Source organism: Thermosynechococcus sp. B3 (assembly GCF_030323045.1).
Classification (GTDB): domain Bacteria; phylum Cyanobacteriota; class Cyanobacteriia; order Thermosynechococcales; family Thermosynechococcaceae; genus Thermosynechococcus.
In genome coordinates, this window is sequence record NZ_CP097584.1 from 1,950,945 (window position 1) to 1,965,312 (window position 14,368).

At 53.9% G+C, this 14,368-nt stretch carries 15 protein-coding genes; 4 read left to right on the forward strand and 11 right to left on the reverse strand.

Annotated features, from left to right (window positions below; all coding sequences use genetic code 11):
- Nucleotides 1-6: 6 nt before the first annotated feature.
- Genes M0646_RS09620 through M0646_RS09630 form a run of 3 tightly spaced genes read right to left on the reverse strand, consistent with a single transcriptional unit; the run spans nucleotide 7 to nucleotide 1,841 of the window.
- On the reverse strand, nucleotides 7-669 hold the full coding sequence (locus M0646_RS09620; RefSeq protein ID WP_286649588.1) for an SDR family oxidoreductase: 663 nt from the start codon (nucleotides 667-669) through the stop codon (nucleotides 7-9).
- Between the two features lie 30 nt (nucleotides 670-699).
- Entirely contained in the window at nucleotides 700-1,221 is a 522-nt protein-coding gene (locus M0646_RS09625; RefSeq protein ID WP_286625514.1) for a hypothetical protein, read from the reverse strand.
- Nucleotides 1,221-1,841, reverse strand: coding sequence for a flavin prenyltransferase UbiX (locus M0646_RS09630; RefSeq protein WP_226971939.1), 621 nt, complete (start codon nucleotides 1,839-1,841; stop codon nucleotides 1,221-1,223). Before M0646_RS09630 ends, M0646_RS09625 begins: the two co-directional genes overlap by 1 nt.
- Nucleotides 1,842-1,944: 103 nt before the next feature.
- Between M0646_RS09630 and M0646_RS09635 the strand changes: the two genes are divergently transcribed.
- Entirely contained in the window at nucleotides 1,945-2,451 is a 507-nt protein-coding gene (locus M0646_RS09635; RefSeq protein WP_190278058.1) for a hypothetical protein, read from the forward strand.
- Here M0646_RS09635 and M0646_RS09640 read toward each other — a convergent pair.
- The 7 genes from M0646_RS09640 to M0646_RS09670 all read right to left on the reverse strand — a co-directional run bounded on the left by M0646_RS09640 (nucleotide 2,448) and on the right by M0646_RS09670 (nucleotide 7,222).
- Complete coding sequence (locus tag M0646_RS09640; protein WP_286625516.1) at nucleotides 2,448-3,347, reverse strand: polysaccharide deacetylase family protein; 900 nt, start codon at nucleotides 3,345-3,347, stop codon at nucleotides 2,448-2,450. The two genes, M0646_RS09635 and M0646_RS09640, sit on opposite strands and share 4 nt — an antisense overlap.
- Before the next feature lie 24 nt (nucleotides 3,348-3,371).
- Nucleotides 3,372-4,259, reverse strand: a complete 888-nt coding sequence (glyQ, locus tag M0646_RS09645; RefSeq protein WP_286627183.1) for a glycine--tRNA ligase subunit alpha — start codon at nucleotides 4,257-4,259, stop codon at nucleotides 3,372-3,374.
- 4 nt (nucleotides 4,260-4,263) lie between these two features.
- On the reverse strand, nucleotides 4,264-4,974 hold the full coding sequence (gene cysH, locus M0646_RS09650; RefSeq protein ID WP_286625517.1) for a phosphoadenosine phosphosulfate reductase: 711 nt from the start codon (nucleotides 4,972-4,974) through the stop codon (nucleotides 4,264-4,266).
- 116 nt (nucleotides 4,975-5,090) lie between these two features.
- A complete protein-coding gene (locus tag M0646_RS09655) occupies nucleotides 5,091-5,285 on the reverse strand; it encodes a hypothetical protein (RefSeq protein WP_149820342.1) in 195 nt (64 codons plus the stop codon).
- Between the two features lie 3 nt (nucleotides 5,286-5,288).
- Nucleotides 5,289-5,648 carry a hypothetical protein gene (locus M0646_RS09660; protein ID WP_286625518.1) on the reverse strand — a complete coding sequence of 120 codons (360 nt, stop codon included), beginning with the start codon at nucleotides 5,646-5,648 and terminating at the stop codon, nucleotides 5,289-5,291.
- 90 nt (nucleotides 5,649-5,738) lie between these two features.
- On the reverse strand, nucleotides 5,739-6,014 hold the full coding sequence (locus tag M0646_RS09665) for a hypothetical protein (protein ID WP_286625519.1): 276 nt from the start codon (nucleotides 6,012-6,014) through the stop codon (nucleotides 5,739-5,741).
- A gap of 398 nt (nucleotides 6,015-6,412) precedes the next feature.
- Nucleotides 6,413-7,222: a fumarylacetoacetate hydrolase family protein gene (locus M0646_RS09670; protein ID WP_149820347.1), complete on the reverse strand. Its 810-nt coding sequence runs from the start codon at nucleotides 7,220-7,222 to the stop codon at nucleotides 6,413-6,415.
- 115 nt (nucleotides 7,223-7,337) lie between these two features.
- Between M0646_RS09670 and rpsF the strand changes: the two genes are divergently transcribed.
- From rpsF to M0646_RS09685, 3 genes are read left to right on the forward strand one after another with little or no spacing between them, the layout of a single operon-like run.
- Entirely contained in the window at nucleotides 7,338-7,682 is a 345-nt protein-coding gene (rpsF, locus tag M0646_RS09675) for a 30S ribosomal protein S6 (RefSeq protein ID WP_149820349.1), read from the forward strand.
- Nucleotides 7,683-7,722: 40 nt separating this feature from the next.
- Nucleotides 7,723-9,342: an ABC transporter substrate-binding protein gene (locus M0646_RS09680; RefSeq protein WP_286625521.1), complete on the forward strand. Its 1,620-nt coding sequence runs from the start codon at nucleotides 7,723-7,725 to the stop codon at nucleotides 9,340-9,342.
- Between the two features lie 51 nt (nucleotides 9,343-9,393).
- Entirely contained in the window at nucleotides 9,394-10,263 is an 870-nt protein-coding gene (locus M0646_RS09685; protein WP_149820352.1) for an S-methyl-5'-thioadenosine phosphorylase, read from the forward strand.
- Here the strand turns inward: M0646_RS09685 and M0646_RS09690 are convergent.
- Nucleotides 10,260-14,306: a GAF domain-containing protein gene (locus M0646_RS09690; protein ID WP_286649589.1), complete on the reverse strand. Its 4,047-nt coding sequence runs from the start codon at nucleotides 14,304-14,306 to the stop codon at nucleotides 10,260-10,262. The genes M0646_RS09685 and M0646_RS09690 overlap by 4 nt on opposite strands.
- Between the last annotated feature and the right edge of the window lie 62 nt (nucleotides 14,307-14,368).

Below are 14,368 nucleotides of genomic sequence, written 5' to 3' on the forward strand. Positions count from 1 at the left end.
TGATCCTCACACTGCCGCAATTGAGCGGAATAACTCTGGATAGGCGGCTGGGGTTTGATCAGGACGGCTGACCACCTCAAAAATTTTGTTGTAGGCACTCGGCTCGCCCAAGGCGGCGACACAGATCTCCGCCACCTGCGATCGCGCGATACTCCCCTCAAAGAGGGTATCTGCTGGGGCAATGGTCGGAAAGCCACCGTCATCGGTTTCCTTTAGCCCCCCCGGCCGCACAATCGTGTAAGTTAGACCGCTTTCTTGGAGATAACGTTCTGCCTGCTGCTTCCAATACAAAATCAGCCAAAAAAGATTCAGAGGATGGAAAAATTGCGAGACACACAGCGACGAGACGAGAATAAACTGCTGCACATGGGCAGCTTTGGCGGCATCCACCAGATTCTTGGTGCCAAGATAGTCCACACTTAGGGGTTCCAAGGGGTTGAGGCTGGGGCTGGCTCCTGTGGCACAAATCACCGCATCACACTCTTGCAGCGCCGAGGGCAGCGTCTGCGGTTGGGTCACATCAGCGGTGCGAATCTCTACCGTTGGCCAGCGCCCTTGGGCTTTGGCGGGATTGCGCACAACCGCGATCGCCTGATGCTCAGACGCTTGTAGGGCATTCACAATGCGATGACCTGTGCGACCTGTGGCACCAACCACTGCAACCTTCACAGCACGTCCCTCCGATGGCAACGCCTTTGATCATAGGGGAATATCCCAGTCTTCTTCATCCTCTGGGGGAGCGTCCTTGGGGGGTGGCGGCGTCAGAATGCGGTATTCGGCATCCACCACCTGATCGGGGGGCGGTGGGGCTTTGGCGGTGGCTTTGCGGGAAGGGCGATATTGGTACGAGTAGGTCGTGCGGGGGCGATCTTGAATCTCTGGTTCGCGGGGTGCTGGCTCAGGCTCGCTAAACCAATCCTCCACATCGCTGGTATCGATCTCTGGTTCATCCTCCGGCGGACGCATCGAGGCATCCAGTTCTGGTTCAGGGGGTTGCGATCGCGGGGTTGGCCGTGCTACTGGCGCTGGCGCTTCTGCGGTTAGCCAGAGTAAACACTGCCCCGCCACGATTCCTGAGAGGGCTGCCACCACAAGCCAAGCAGCAAGGGGGAGCGCCGGAGTTTGCTGTCCCAAAAAGCGCAGGGAGACCAGCGGTTGCCAATTTTGGACGACCAGTGTACTGAGCAGGGCGATCGCCCCCAGATAAATCCAAGCGCGCATTAGGAAAGGGGTCCTTGCCAACGTTGCAGCGGCACACAATCTAACCCTAACTGATCAAGGGCACGGGCGATGACAAAATCCACCAGATCCTCAATGGTCTGCGGCCGGTGATACCACGCAGGGATGGCGGGTACAATTCGCGCCCCGGCCATTGCCAATTGGGTGAGGTTTTGCAGGTGAATCAGACTAAAAGGCGTTTCGCGGGGCACCAGCACTAATGGACGGTGTTCCTTGAGGTGGACATCCGCCACCCGCTCTAGGAGATCTGAACTCAGGCCTGCCGCCAACTTAGCGACCGTACTCATACTACAGGGGAGAATCACCATGCCCAAGGTGCGAAAGGAACCGCTGGCGATCGCTGCTGCCACATCCGTTGGCCGATGACAGGTGAGGGAACCTTCCCAGACTTGCGCCTGTTCGCGCCAAAACAGTTCCTGCTTATCGGGCTGAATCGGCAGGGTGAGGCCATATTCTGCTTGCCACACCTGATGCACGGCCTTTGATGCCACTAATTGAATAGGATAGTCCGCTCGTAATAGAAATTTAATGGCACGCACTGCGTAAATCAGACCAGACGCACCCGTTACACCCAAAACAATTGGCAAAGAAGAGGAGGTCACAACCGCGATCACCAAACAAAACCGTTATAAGGTTAACAAAGTTAGGGCAACCACCCCCTTTTGATGCACTGCAATCCCGCCCAACGCGACTTGGTAAATGCCCATGACAGCGCCTGACCCTGCATTTTCTTCCCCCAGTGAGTGGGCAGCCGTCTCTCCCGAAGTGCTCGGGGAGTTATTTGATGCGGCCTTGTTGGAGGGACTCGTGAGTAGTGAAACCCCAGACTTAGAAGCACTGTTTCAAGATTTGACTCCCCTCGATCTCAAACCAGCAGCGGGTGCGATCGCCCCCGAACAGTGGCAACAACTGCAAGCCCAACACCAGCAAATTACCCAGCACCTTGAGGAAACCCTGACCTATCTTGCCAAGGTGAAAGCATTGGCCTACCAGCTTCAGGCCGTGGCCAGTGAGTTTGTGCCCACCCCCAAGTATCGGCGCCGCCAACCGCCCCCTCCCCATCCCTTGGAATATCTCACGGCTGAACTCCTGCGGGCGATCGCCCACACCCAAGCCAGTTTAGAACCGGTCTATGAACCCCTCCATCAACTGGGGGAAACCCTCAATGGTACCTCGACGCCACAGATTAGCGAATTTCCCCTAGAGCCTTAGTTAGGGGGCATGCGGGGTGGCTCCAATTGCGGTCCACCGGGGATGCTACTGGGGGGTATCGGTAGCGGCTCAGGACTGGGCAGGCTTTCTGGAGTGGGAACTGGGGTTGGACTGGGTTCCGCGGTGGGTGTTGGTGTGGGTGTCGGAGTGATTGTAGGTTGAGGCTTCGGCGTGGAGGCTTTAACTGCCAGTTGCAGCAGTTCCGGCACAGTGACAAAGCGATAACCTTTTTGCCGTAGGCGACGAATCAGCGTGGGGAGAGCTTTGCGGGTAGTGGCGCGATCGCCGCCGCCATCGTGGAGCAAAATAATACTACCCGGCTTCACTTCCTTAAGGGTGCGCTCAACAATGTCCGCTGCTGTGGTGTTGGGGCGGGTGTCGTGGGTATCCACCGACCACAGGATGATGGCGTAGTTTTTCGACTTGGCATAATCCACTAGCCCCGTGGTCAGATTGCCCCCCGGTGGCCGAAACAGGCGCGTTTGCGCTTGGCTTTGCTTGGCAATGAGCGCAGAGGTGTTTTCAATTTCTTGCTTGGCGACTTCAGGATCAACGGGCTGATAGGGATGACTCCAACTATGGTTGCCAACGGCATGACCGGCTTTGACAATGTCAGCAATGATATTGGGGTACATGAGGGCGTGCTTGCCAAGAACAAAAAATGTGGCCTTGACCTCCTCCTCCTTGAGAATTTGCAGCACTTGGCGGGTTGAGGTTCCCCAAGGGCCATCATCAAAGGTCAGCGCCACCACTTTTTCGGGCTTCAAGGGTTTGACTTGATAGACCAACTGCCCCCAAAATTTGCTAGGACTGAGAAAGCGTGGCACATCCGCTGCTAGCGTTGCCGATGCTGCAAACAAGGCCAAGACCACCGACAGGTGCCACTGCCGTCCCATGGATACTCCTTGAGCGATGGTGACTTAGGGGGCGATCGGCGTTGGCTCCTTCAGCAGTGGAAATCCTAGGGCTTCCCGTTGTTGGACATAGGCTTGGGCGACGCGCCGTGCCAGTCCCCGAATGCGACCAATGTAGCGCGTGCGCTCTGCCACCGAAATCACACCACGGGCATCCAGCAGGTTAAAGGTGTGGGAACACTTGAGCACATAATCCAAGCTGGGTAGTACCAACTGCTTTTCCAGAAGCTGCTCCGCCTCCTGCTGGTAGAGACTAAAAAGGGTGAACAATCGTTCCGGGTCAGAGGCTTCAAAGTTGTACGTGGATTGCTCGATTTCCCCTTGGAGATGGACATCGCCATAGGTGAGCGTGGGGTTCCAACGAATGCTGGCGATCGCATCCACCTCTTGGAGGTACATGGTCAACCGTTCCAAACCATAGGTAATTTCAATGGAGACCGGCCGACAATCTAAGCCACCACACTGCTGGAAATAGGTAAACTGCGTTACCTCCATGCCATCGAGCCAGACCTCCCAGCCCACCCCCCATGCGCCAACGGCCGCATCCTCCCAGTTGTCTTCAACAAAGCGAATGTCATGCTCCTGGGGGCGAATGCCAAGGGCACGCAGCGACTCCAAATAGATTTCTTGGATATTGTCAGGAGAGGGCTTAATCAGCACTTGGTACTGGTAGTAGTACTGATAGCGGTTAGGATTCTCGCCATAGCGGCCATCCCCCGGTCGGCGACAGGGTTCGACATAGGCCACTGCCCAAGGCTCAGGGCCGAGGGCACGCAAAAAGGTATGGGGGCTTTTGGTACCGGCGCCCTTTTCCACATCGTAGGGCTGGGCAATCAGGCATCCCTGAGCCGCCCAAAATTGGTGCAGTGTGGCAATAACGTCCTGAAAGTACATGGGCTTAGATGTGGATGCCGCACTCGGTTTTGCCCATGCCACGCCAGCGACCCGCCCGTTCGTCTTCCCCTTCAGCTACAGGGGTAGTGAGGGGTTCATCGCCAATGCTGGCATAGCCGCGATCGTGGAGGGGATTGTAAATTACTCCGTGCTCCATCACGTAGGTCCATGTTTGTTTGCGTGTCCAAGCAGCGAGGGGATTAATTTTCAGACGACCCTGCTTGTCCAGTTCCACGTAGGGCATATTGGCACGGGTGACCGCTTGATCGCGACGCCGTCCCGTAATCCAAGCCACCGTATTCAGTTCTGCTAAGCCCCGTTGCAGTGGTTCAATTTTAGTAAGATGGTGAAACTGCTCAACATTGGTTTCCCAAAGCTTGTCGCCATAGCGAGCAGCAAAGGCCTCACGACTGTCCACATCGGGGGTTTTATAGGTGCGCAAATCCAGACCATATTTTTCCTTGGCCTGCTGCACAAATTCAAGGGTTTCTGGAAAGTGATGCAGCGTATCCAAAAAGAGAACAGGCACCGGCGGATTGGGGCGTAGATCACGGTAGAGCAAATCCGTAATCATCATGTCATCGACATTAAAGGCACTGGTCTGCACCAGCCCTTGGGGAATTTCAGCCACTGCCCACGCTAGAATTTCGCGGGGATGTGCTCCCTCAAAGCGTTGGTTGAGGGCGTCGAGGTCAAAGGATACGGATGCAGACATAGGAGGTGTTAGCACGGTTTTAGAAAGCATTCTTTAGCTTACCAAAGAATTGGGTCTAAAGCCCCGCCCTGCGACTCGCGATCGCCCCCCTGCCAACAATTTCTCCAACTTTGACACTAGCGAGGCATTGGGTACCCTTCAATCCAAGTCATGCCAGCATTTTTGGAAGTCGCATTATAAGACCACGTTTGCGGGCTGGAGGTCAACACTGCATACCGCCCCGGCGCTACCACAATTTCGGGTTGCACGACCCAATAGTAGCGATCTTCCAGCCGTGCAGGCCATGTGCCCACCACTTGCCGCGTTTCCACATTTCAGAGCATCACTTGTCCAGCAGGGGCACCCCGACCACCGTTCCAGTGATAGGTAGTAATTTTACTAAAGTGATAGGGGCGATCGAGTACTAGAATCCGTGCTTCAGGAGGACGGCTGGCAACGGCATGGGGATTGTTGTTGGAGAAGACAATTCTTGGTGTCATTTGGGGTGGGTGACTATAGGTGGGGGTTGGTGCCGGTGGCCGAGTCACCGTAGAATCAGGTTCCACTGTAAAGGAGGTAACGACCCGTTGGGCTGCTTGCCCACCGCCTGCTTGGCGCACGCAAGGAGAATCAATCAAAACTTGGAAATAGTACATTTCCCTTGAGGTTAAGTGCCAGATATTGACACGATGCATTGGTACACCCTCTTGATAGTTCCTCACTTCTCGTCCCCCTTGGTACACGGTACTAGAGATCGTTTTAATATCTGGGCTGTGGTTCAGCAATTAACCAGTAGCGGTATAGCGTGCCATGCGCACTGGGTGACGAACTACATAGTTGAGGGCAAGGTAAGGCGTTTTATCGGTGACCTGCTTCAGGTAGGCGGGGCCTTGAACTTTGAACCATCCTTCCTTGGGCTGACTACAGTTTTGCCAGCCAGCGATCGCTGGCCAGTTAACCTCTAAGCGAAAATTGACGGGGTTGGCGAGTCCTTGGGGAACAACAACAAGACCCATGCCTAGCAACAGCGTCAGCGCTGACTTAAAGTGGATATTTAACATTGCCCTGCCTCCCTAAATAATTCCTCAATAGTGAATAGCTAATTGAAAACAGCCCCAAAGTGACTGAAATTGAAATAATAATTAACTACAAAAAATCAAAAAATAATTGCTTCTAAAGTCCTTTTCTAAAATGTTGGTTACTGATAATTAGTTTCTATCTCTTTGAAAAGGTTTCTAAATCGCTACTACAATGCTAGCATTGTGTCAAATTTACCAAGAATAAGGCATTGAAAAACTTAATATCCTTCCCCTGATTAGAGGTTTTTCCCGTTCCATCGTTACAGTTTGGCTTTGCCCAACTCAGCCGTCAGATGAATGCCTTTATCTGTCCACTGGTGCATCAATGGAGCCGACAATGTGTCTTTTCATCCGCCTAAAGTCATTAAAGAGGGATATTCCTAATAGACGCGACCTAAGGGGGGTGTCCAAGGGGTCTCCGGTGTTGTGACTACCGACAGGAGGCTGCCAATGCCTTCAATTTCGACGCGCACGCGATCGCCCACCTGTAATGCACCAATTCCTGCGGGTGTCCCCGTCAATACCACATCCCCCGGCAGCAGTGTCATCACATAGCTAATGAAACTCACCAACTTGGCGGGTGAGAAAACCATTTGATCAATCGTTGCTGATTGGACGGGTTGCGCGGCCTCATTAATAAAGGTTTGCAACCGCGCATCGCTAGGAACCTCTCGCACAATCCAAGGCCCTAGGGGGCAAAAGGTGTCAAACCCCTTAGCCCGTGTCCATTGTTGCTCCCGCTGCTGCAGATCCCGAGCCGTGACATCGTTGGCGATCGTGTAACCCCAAATATGCTCAAGAGCTTCATTTTCAGGGCAGGCACGGGTACGACGACCAATGACCACCGCCAATTCCCCCTCATAGTCCACCCGCTTTACTTGGGGCGGATACCAAATGGGACAGCCGGGGGCTTGAACCGTTGTCGGCGGCTTTAGAAAAATCAATGGCTCAGGGGGCACACTATCGCCCATTTCGGCAGCGTGCTTCACATAGTTGCGTCCGACAGCAACAATTTTTGAGGGGGAGCAGGGAGCCAGCAGTTGATAGCTATCGGGACTGAGGACTTGGTTCGTGGGTTGGCCATGGAGCCACGGTGCCGCATCCCAAATCATCACTTCGCGGTTGAGTTGCAGTGTGCCGTAATGAATCTGTCCCCCCGTGGTCTGTACCCGCACAAACCGTTCCACCATAGTGAATTAGTCCCCTCTTTTCCTTGCCAAGAATGGCAAACTGCAGTGCTAGAATTATAAAGCCTTGCTTTTTGCATCCGTCAAAAGGCCATTTGTCCAAAGGGAGTTGACCTCAATGATTACACGGAACTACGAAACGCTCTATATTATTCGTCCCGATGTGGGCGAAGAACAACTGGAACAAACCATTAGCCAATTTCGCACTTTTTTAGAAGAACAGGGTGCGACAAAGCTTAAGGTGCAAAATCGCGGTAAGCGTCGGTTTGCCTACCCGATCAAGAAACTGCGGGAGGGCTACTACATTCTGATGACCTATACCGCTGCTGGGACGGCGATCGCCCCCCTAGAACGCGCCATGCGCCTCAATGAAAACATCCTCCGCTTCATGACGATTGTCCTTGAAGAAGAGGCCGACACCGAAGACGCCGAAGACGAAAATCCTGTTCTTGCCCGTGCTTAGGACAGTACACTGATCCAAATTCACTTGAAAGGGGGGCATCATGGCACCATCTCCCGGTTCTTGGAAGTGCGATGGCGTACCTAAAAACGGTAAATCCTACCCCAATGCCAGTGGTCCCCACCCCCCCTATGAAAACTTTGGCCCCGACTGTAACATCTGTGGACTACCCCGTGAGGCCATGAATCCTGCCAGTGGTAATGGCGGTGCCGGGGCGGGAAAATCGAAACTACCGCTAGTTGCTGCTGCCCTTGGGGTGGTTCTATTACTCGCGGGTGGTATTGGTTTCCTTGGCTATCGAATCTTTATTGCTAACCGCAACGGCACTACGCCACTGCCGATAGGAGGGACAACCAGCGGCAACCACTTGGTGAGCAAAACCACTGCCCGCAACACAGCCTATATTAGCCAAGGGGAGCGCATCCTGATCAGTGAACCCAATCCGCAGCGAGCAGCCCTGAAGCAAGAAGCCGCCCTTGCCTTTGATCAGGGAGATTGGGCACAGGCGATCGCCAAGTATCAAGAACTCGTCACCCTCGATCCCAATGATCCAGAGGCGCGCATTTATCTTAACAATGCCCGTGCTCGCCAAGCCGGCAACCCGATGACGATGGCCACCGTTGTTCCCATTGGTACTAGCCCCGATACTGCCAAGGAAATTCTGCGGGGGGTCGCTCAGTACCAAGAGCGCTTTAATGCCAGTGGCCCCAGTCGTGCCCTTGAAGTCGCCATTGTCAATGAAAACAGCCCCAATGGTGTGACCAGTTTGGCCGAAGATTTGATCAACAGTTCAATCCAAGGGGTACTGGGTCATGGCACCGACGCCAATAGTCGTGCCGCTCTACAGGTTTATGAGCAAGCAGGGATTGCTGCCCTTTCTCCCCTGACCACGAATGTCACCCCCCAAGGCAACGGCACAGTACAGGTACAGACGCTATCTCTGAATGAAAAGGGGCAACAACTTCTCAATACCTACCTTGACAATGCCGCCAATACCCTCGCCCAAGCCGCTGCGAAAAAAGTCCCTAATGCCAAAGTGGCTGTTCTCTACAACAGCGATAGTCCCTACAGTGATGAACTGAAAACTAAGTTAGTCGCTGCTCTGCCTCGGTTTGGTGCTCAAGTGGTGCAACAGATGGATGTGGCCGCCTCCGGCTTTAATGCCAATACAGCAATGACCACAGCACAGCAAGCGGGAGCCAATGTGGTCATTTTGGCCATGAGTCGCGCCCGGGTGAATGATGCCGTTGCCCTTGCTATTGCCAATCAAACCCAAACTATCCCCGTGCAGTTGTTTGGTAGTGATCAACTCTACAGCCCTGATTTACTGATCAAGGGGGATAGCGCCATCAATGGCATGATTCTAGCAGTGCCTTGGAGTACTAACCCCAGTGATCCCTTTGCGCAGCAGGCAGCCCAAGCGTGGCGGGGGCAAATTAGTTGGCGCACCACAACCGCCTACGATGCTACGCAGGCGCTGGCTCAAGCCATGGCCAAAGGGGGCGATCGCGCCAGCACCCAACAACTGCTCCGCCAAGGGGTACAAATTCAGGGGCAAACCGCCAGTGGTACCTTTGATCGAGTTCCTCTGGTGCAAGCAGCACCGGGACCCAATGGCCCTAAAGGCTCCAACTACCAGTTCAACCCCCTCGGTAGCATCTAAAGCCGGTCAACTAATGCTAAGCTATTGCCGATTGGTGTTTTAGGAATCTCCATGACTGCAAAAATTGGCATTATTGGCGGTAGTGGTCTCTACAAGATGGAGGCTCTCACCGATGTCGAAGAGGTACGTCTGACTACGCCCTTTGGTGATCCTTCCGATGCCTTTATTTGCGGCAAGATTGCTGGGGTTCCAGTCGTCTTTTTGGCACGCCATGGCCGCGATCACCATCTACTGCCGACGGAGATTCCCTTTCGTGCCAACATCTATGGCTTCAAATCCCTTGGGGTCGAGTACCTGCTTTCCGCGTCTGCGGTGGGTTCCCTACAGGAACAGGTGAAACCCCTTGATATGGTGGTGCCCGATCAGTTTATTGACCGTACCCGCAACCGCATTTCCACATTCTTTGGGGATGGCATTGTGGCGCACATTGGCTTTGCCGATCCGGTGTGTCCTGCTCTTGCTGGTGTTCTCGCGGATGCGATCGCTGATCTCAACCTGCCCGATGTCACCCTCCACCGCCAAGGTACCTATGTGTGTATGGAAGGCCCTGCTTTCTCAACGCTGGCAGAGTCCAACCTGTACCGCTCGTGGGGCGGCACCGTAATTGGCATGACGAATCTACCGGAGGCCAAACTGGCTCGTGAAGCGGAGATTGCCTATGCAACGCTGGCGCTCGTTACCGATTACGACTGCTGGCACCCCGAGCATGACTCAGTCACAGTGGAGATGATTATTGGCAACTTGCAGCGCAATGTCAAAAATGCCCAAGCGATTATCTGTGAAACCGTCAAACGCCTCCATGCCAATCCACCAGCCTCTAAAGCCCACCGTGCCTTAAAGAATGCCATTCTCACTCCCCTTGACAAGGTACCCGCAGCCACCAAGGAGAAACTGCATCTGCTCTTGGCTAAGTATCTCTAGGTCATAGACTCTGCTGTATTCTGATCACCCTCAAAACTGATCTGCTCACACAGTTGCGGATAGGTCGTCTTGGGACTGAGGCAGCGACAGCGGTTGAGGGCGGCGGCAAGGGCTTCAATTTTAATCGGTTTACTGATGTAGTCATCCATCCCCGCCGCAAAGCAGCGTTCGCGATCGCCAGCTAGGGCATTTGCCGTCATGGCAATAATCCAAGGACGCTGGCTGGGGGGCCATTGGGCACAGATGCGTTCGGTGGTCTCGAGGCCATCCATCTTTGGCATTTGCACATCCATCAGCACCACATCGTAGGGGCGCTGTTGCAGTGCTTCAAGCACCTCGAGGCCATTGGCCGCCACATCGGCACGGTAGCCCATCCGCTTGAGAATATGCAGTGCCACCTTCTGATTAACAGCATTATCCTCAGCAAGGAGGATACGCAGCGGAAAGCGACTGCCCAAGTTGGGATCAATGCCTGTTTTTGTCAGGGCAGGCTGAGTTGTAGATTCACTGCTAAGGGTCTTAATTAGGGTTTGCCGTAGGGTGAGAGGGCGAATGGGTTTGGGGACGTGGGCTGTGATCAACTCCTTGCGACTAGCGGTTTCCAGCCAACTCAGGGGTGTGAGCAGAATAATCGGCTGTTGATTGAAGTGGGGCTCTGATTGCAACCGCTCTGCTAACTGAAGCCCAGTCATCTCGGGCATATTCAAATCAATTACTGCCAAATCCCACTGGGGAGCGGCCTCTAGCACCAGTTGGGGATTGCCATACCCGATAGGCACCATCCCCCAGTTTTGCAGTAATGTGCAGAGATTCTCACGGCTAGCGGCATTGTCATCAACAACGAGGACACGCTTGCCCTCCAAAGCCGGATGAAGCGTTGGCGGTACATAGGGTTTTTGCCCCTCAGCGAGGATCGTAAAGGTAAAGGTTGTACCTTGACCTTCAGTACTCTCAACGGACATATCGCCGCCCATTAGCTCACAGAGGCGTTTGCTAATGACTAGCCCTAGGCCTGTGCCGCCATACTCGCGCGTCGTGGAGGCATCCACTTGACTGAAGGGCTTGAAGAGTCGATCCAAGCGATCGCTGGGAATGCCAATGCCCGTATCCTGAACTTGAAATTGGAGAAAATCCTTGCCCTCGTGCTTGACCGCGCTCACATGGACGACGACTTGGCCTTCGTGGGTAAACTTAATGCCATTGCCCACTAGGTTAACGAGGATCTGCCGTAGCCGGGTCACGTCCCCTTTAACTTGGGCAGGGGTTTTGGGGGTACAGGTGTAAAGTAACTCTAACTCCTTCTCCTCGGCTTTGCTGGCCAATAGGCTTAGGACATCCTCCACACACTCGCGCACATCAAAGAACTGCTGCTCTAGCACCAGTTTGCCCGATTCAATTTTCGAGAAGTCAAGAATATCGTTAATAATTGTCAGGAGTGCCTCGCCGGCCTGGTGCAGAGTTTGCAAAAAGTCCCGCTGCTGCTCATTGAGGGGCGTATCCAACAGCAAATTGGTAAAGCCCAAAACCGCATTCATCGGGGTGCGGATCTCATGGCTCATGGTGGCCAAAAACTCACTCTTGGCCCGGTTGGCCAGTTCCGCTTGCAGCCGCGCCTGTTCCAGTTCGTGGTTTTGCTGAGCTAACAGCTGTCGCTGCTGCTGTTCATGGCGCAGCAGTTCTGCTTGGGCGATCGCAATCCCCACTTGAGCGGCCACTGCTTCCAGAAGTTCAATCTCATCGGGAGTCCACTGCCGCTGGCGATCGCACTGATGCAGGCCAATAATGCCATTGGGTACGCCTTTATAGGAGGTGCGAATAGCCAGCATTGACTGGATTTGAAATTGATGACACAGCTCAATGGCACTGCCAAGTAGGGGCTCTTGAGTCACATCGTGGGAAACAACGGCGGCATCACTCCTGAGCACCTCCAAGGCGTGGGGGTTGTTTTCCACGGGCACACTGACCCCCCGCATTGAGGGGTAGCCCGGTTGCAGGTATTCAGCCACATCGGGAATACGCGGCGGTGGCCCCGGCTCGTAGCGATGAATTAAACAGCGACTGACCCCAAAGGCCTGACCAATTTGGGTGACGGTTGTTTCAAACACCGTTTCCGTATCGAGGCTCTGGCGAATCTGTTCGGTAATTTGATTCAGAAGCAACGCCCGCTGCATTTGCTGTTGCAGTTGCTGACGTTGGCGGGTTTCCTGTTCCAAAAGTTGCACTTGGGCAAGGCCAATTCCCACTTGCGCCGCCACACTCTTGAGTAAACTTTTAATCGCCTCCGTCCACCGCCGCTGGCGATCGCACTGGTGCAAAATGAGCAAACCATTCGCTTGATTGCGATAGGCCGTGCGCACAATCACCGCAGATTTCACATTCAGGACTTCGCAGTACTCATGAAGTGAGGTTAGACGACTGTCTGTTGCCACATCGTCGCAGCTAAACACCTCATCGGAGGCAAAAACCGATTCCAAAAACGCTCCCCGCATCTGGCTCAAATCGAGAGGGCATTCCTTGACGGAAGACACCCCCGGTGCACAGTACTCAGCCACCAGTGCCATCGGCGCATGCTCTTGATAGACAAACAAGAGACAACGACTGACATTGAGGGTTGTCCCCACCTGCTGCACTGCCGTGCGACAAATGTGCTCCCGTTCAATTTGCTGGCGAATTTCCTCGGTAATGCGATTGAGCAGGAGCGTGCGCTTCACCTGCTGCTGTAAAAACAGTTGTGCCCGCTGCCGTTCGGTGACATCACTTTGAATGCCAATGTAGTGGGTAATTTCACCAAATTCGTTATAAATCGGGGAGATGGCAAGTTCATTCCAGAAGGGTTGGCCGTTTTTGCGGTAGTTGCGCAGCACCACCCGGCAGGATTGGCCTTTTTTAATTGCATTACGAATGGCTTCAGCCCCCGGTTGATGGCGATCGCGCCCCTGCAAAAAGCGGCAATTTTTGCCAATCACCTCCGTTGCTCGGTATCCTGTCATCCGCTCAAAGGCGGGGTTCACATAGATAATTGGATTATCGGGTTGGCGGTAGTCGGTAATCACAATGCCATTGGTGCTAGCAATAATGGCTCGCTCCCGCAGTCGCAGCTCCGCCTCAATTTTTTTCTTGTCGGTAATATCAATGGCTAACTCCAAAAAGCCAATCAGTTGCTCTTGGCTATCATGAATCGGGGTGACTGACAGGGACACAGGAAAGCGAGAGCCATCCCGCCGTACAAATGTCCACTCCTGCTCATCGGCCAAGCCCCGCCGCGCCCGAGCCACGAGAGTCTCAAACCCCGCAGGAATGGGTTCTCCCAATTGTGCACTGAGGATCTGGGCATAGCGCTCCACCTCTTGAGGATCAAGGAAACGTTCTGGAGTCGCTTTACCCACCAGTTCTGAGGCAGGATATCCTAGCCATTCCTCAGCGGCTCGATTCAGCAGCGTGATAATGCCATCGGTACGGGTGGCAATGATGGCGTGATTACTACTATTGAAGACCGCCTCTTGGAGGCTGCTCATCTGCTGAATGTAGGCCAGTTGTTGCTGGGTGACCTCTAAGTGATGGCGGATTTCCAGTTCACTAATGACTTGGCGAGCAAGGGTGCGCAGGGTTTGCTGTTGAACGGGGTTTAGCTCACGCGGCTTATAGTCCACCACACAGAGGGTACCAATGCCATAGCCATCGGGCGTCATCAAGGGCATCCCCGCATAGAAGCGGATATAGGGCGGCCCTGTAACAACGGGATTATCGGCAAAGCGGGGATCCAGCCGAGCATCCGGTACAATGACGAGTTCTGGTTGCAGGATAACGTGAGCACAAAAGGCAACATCCCTAGGGGTTTCACAGGCATCAATGCCTACTTTGGCTTTAAACCACTGCCGTTGACGATCAACAAGACTAATGAGGGCAATGGGCGCTTCGCAAATTGCCGCCGCTAAGTGGGTAATTTCATCAAAGATCGGTTCCGGAGGCGTATCTAAGACTCGATACTGCTCAAGGGCACGTTGCCGTTCCGGTTCATTTGCTGGCAATGGGGCAGCAGGCATAGCCCAAGTGTACCGCCTTTTTGTAGGAGCAAGTCTTTCATCATTATATGAATTGCACTGGT

Excerpts from the sequence above, each read along its gene's own strand:
- M0646_RS09670 (WP_149820347.1), bottom strand. The coding sequence starts at position 7,222 with ATGGTGGAACGGTTTGTGCGGGTACAGACCACGGGGGGACAGATTCAT.
- M0646_RS09660 (WP_286625518.1), bottom strand. The coding sequence starts at position 5,648 with ATGCATCGTGTCAATATCTGGCACTTAACCTCAAGGGAAATGTACTAT.
- M0646_RS09640 (WP_286625516.1), bottom strand. The coding sequence starts at position 3,347 with ATGGGACGGCAGTGGCACCTGTCGGTGGTCTTGGCCTTGTTTGCAGCA.
- M0646_RS09635 (WP_190278058.1), top strand. The coding sequence starts at position 1,945 with ATGACAGCGCCTGACCCTGCATTTTCTTCCCCCAGTGAGTGGGCAGCC.
- glyQ (WP_286627183.1), bottom strand. The coding sequence starts at position 4,259 with ATGTACTTTCAGGACGTTATTGCCACACTGCACCAATTTTGGGCGGCT.
- M0646_RS09680 (WP_286625521.1), top strand. The coding sequence starts at position 7,723 with ATGGCACCATCTCCCGGTTCTTGGAAGTGCGATGGCGTACCTAAAAAC.
- M0646_RS09690 (WP_286649589.1), bottom strand. The coding sequence starts at position 14,306 with ATGCCTGCTGCCCCATTGCCAGCAAATGAACCGGAACGGCAACGTGCC.
- M0646_RS09625 (WP_286625514.1), bottom strand. The coding sequence starts at position 1,221 with ATGCGCGCTTGGATTTATCTGGGGGCGATCGCCCTGCTCAGTACACTG.
- M0646_RS09685 (WP_149820352.1), top strand. The coding sequence starts at position 9,394 with ATGACTGCAAAAATTGGCATTATTGGCGGTAGTGGTCTCTACAAGATG.
- M0646_RS09665 (WP_286625519.1), bottom strand. The coding sequence starts at position 6,014 with ATGTTAAATATCCACTTTAAGTCAGCGCTGACGCTGTTGCTAGGCATG.
- rpsF (WP_149820349.1), top strand. The coding sequence starts at position 7,338 with ATGATTACACGGAACTACGAAACGCTCTATATTATTCGTCCCGATGTG.
- cysH (WP_286625517.1), bottom strand. The coding sequence starts at position 4,974 with ATGTCTGCATCCGTATCCTTTGACCTCGACGCCCTCAACCAACGCTTT.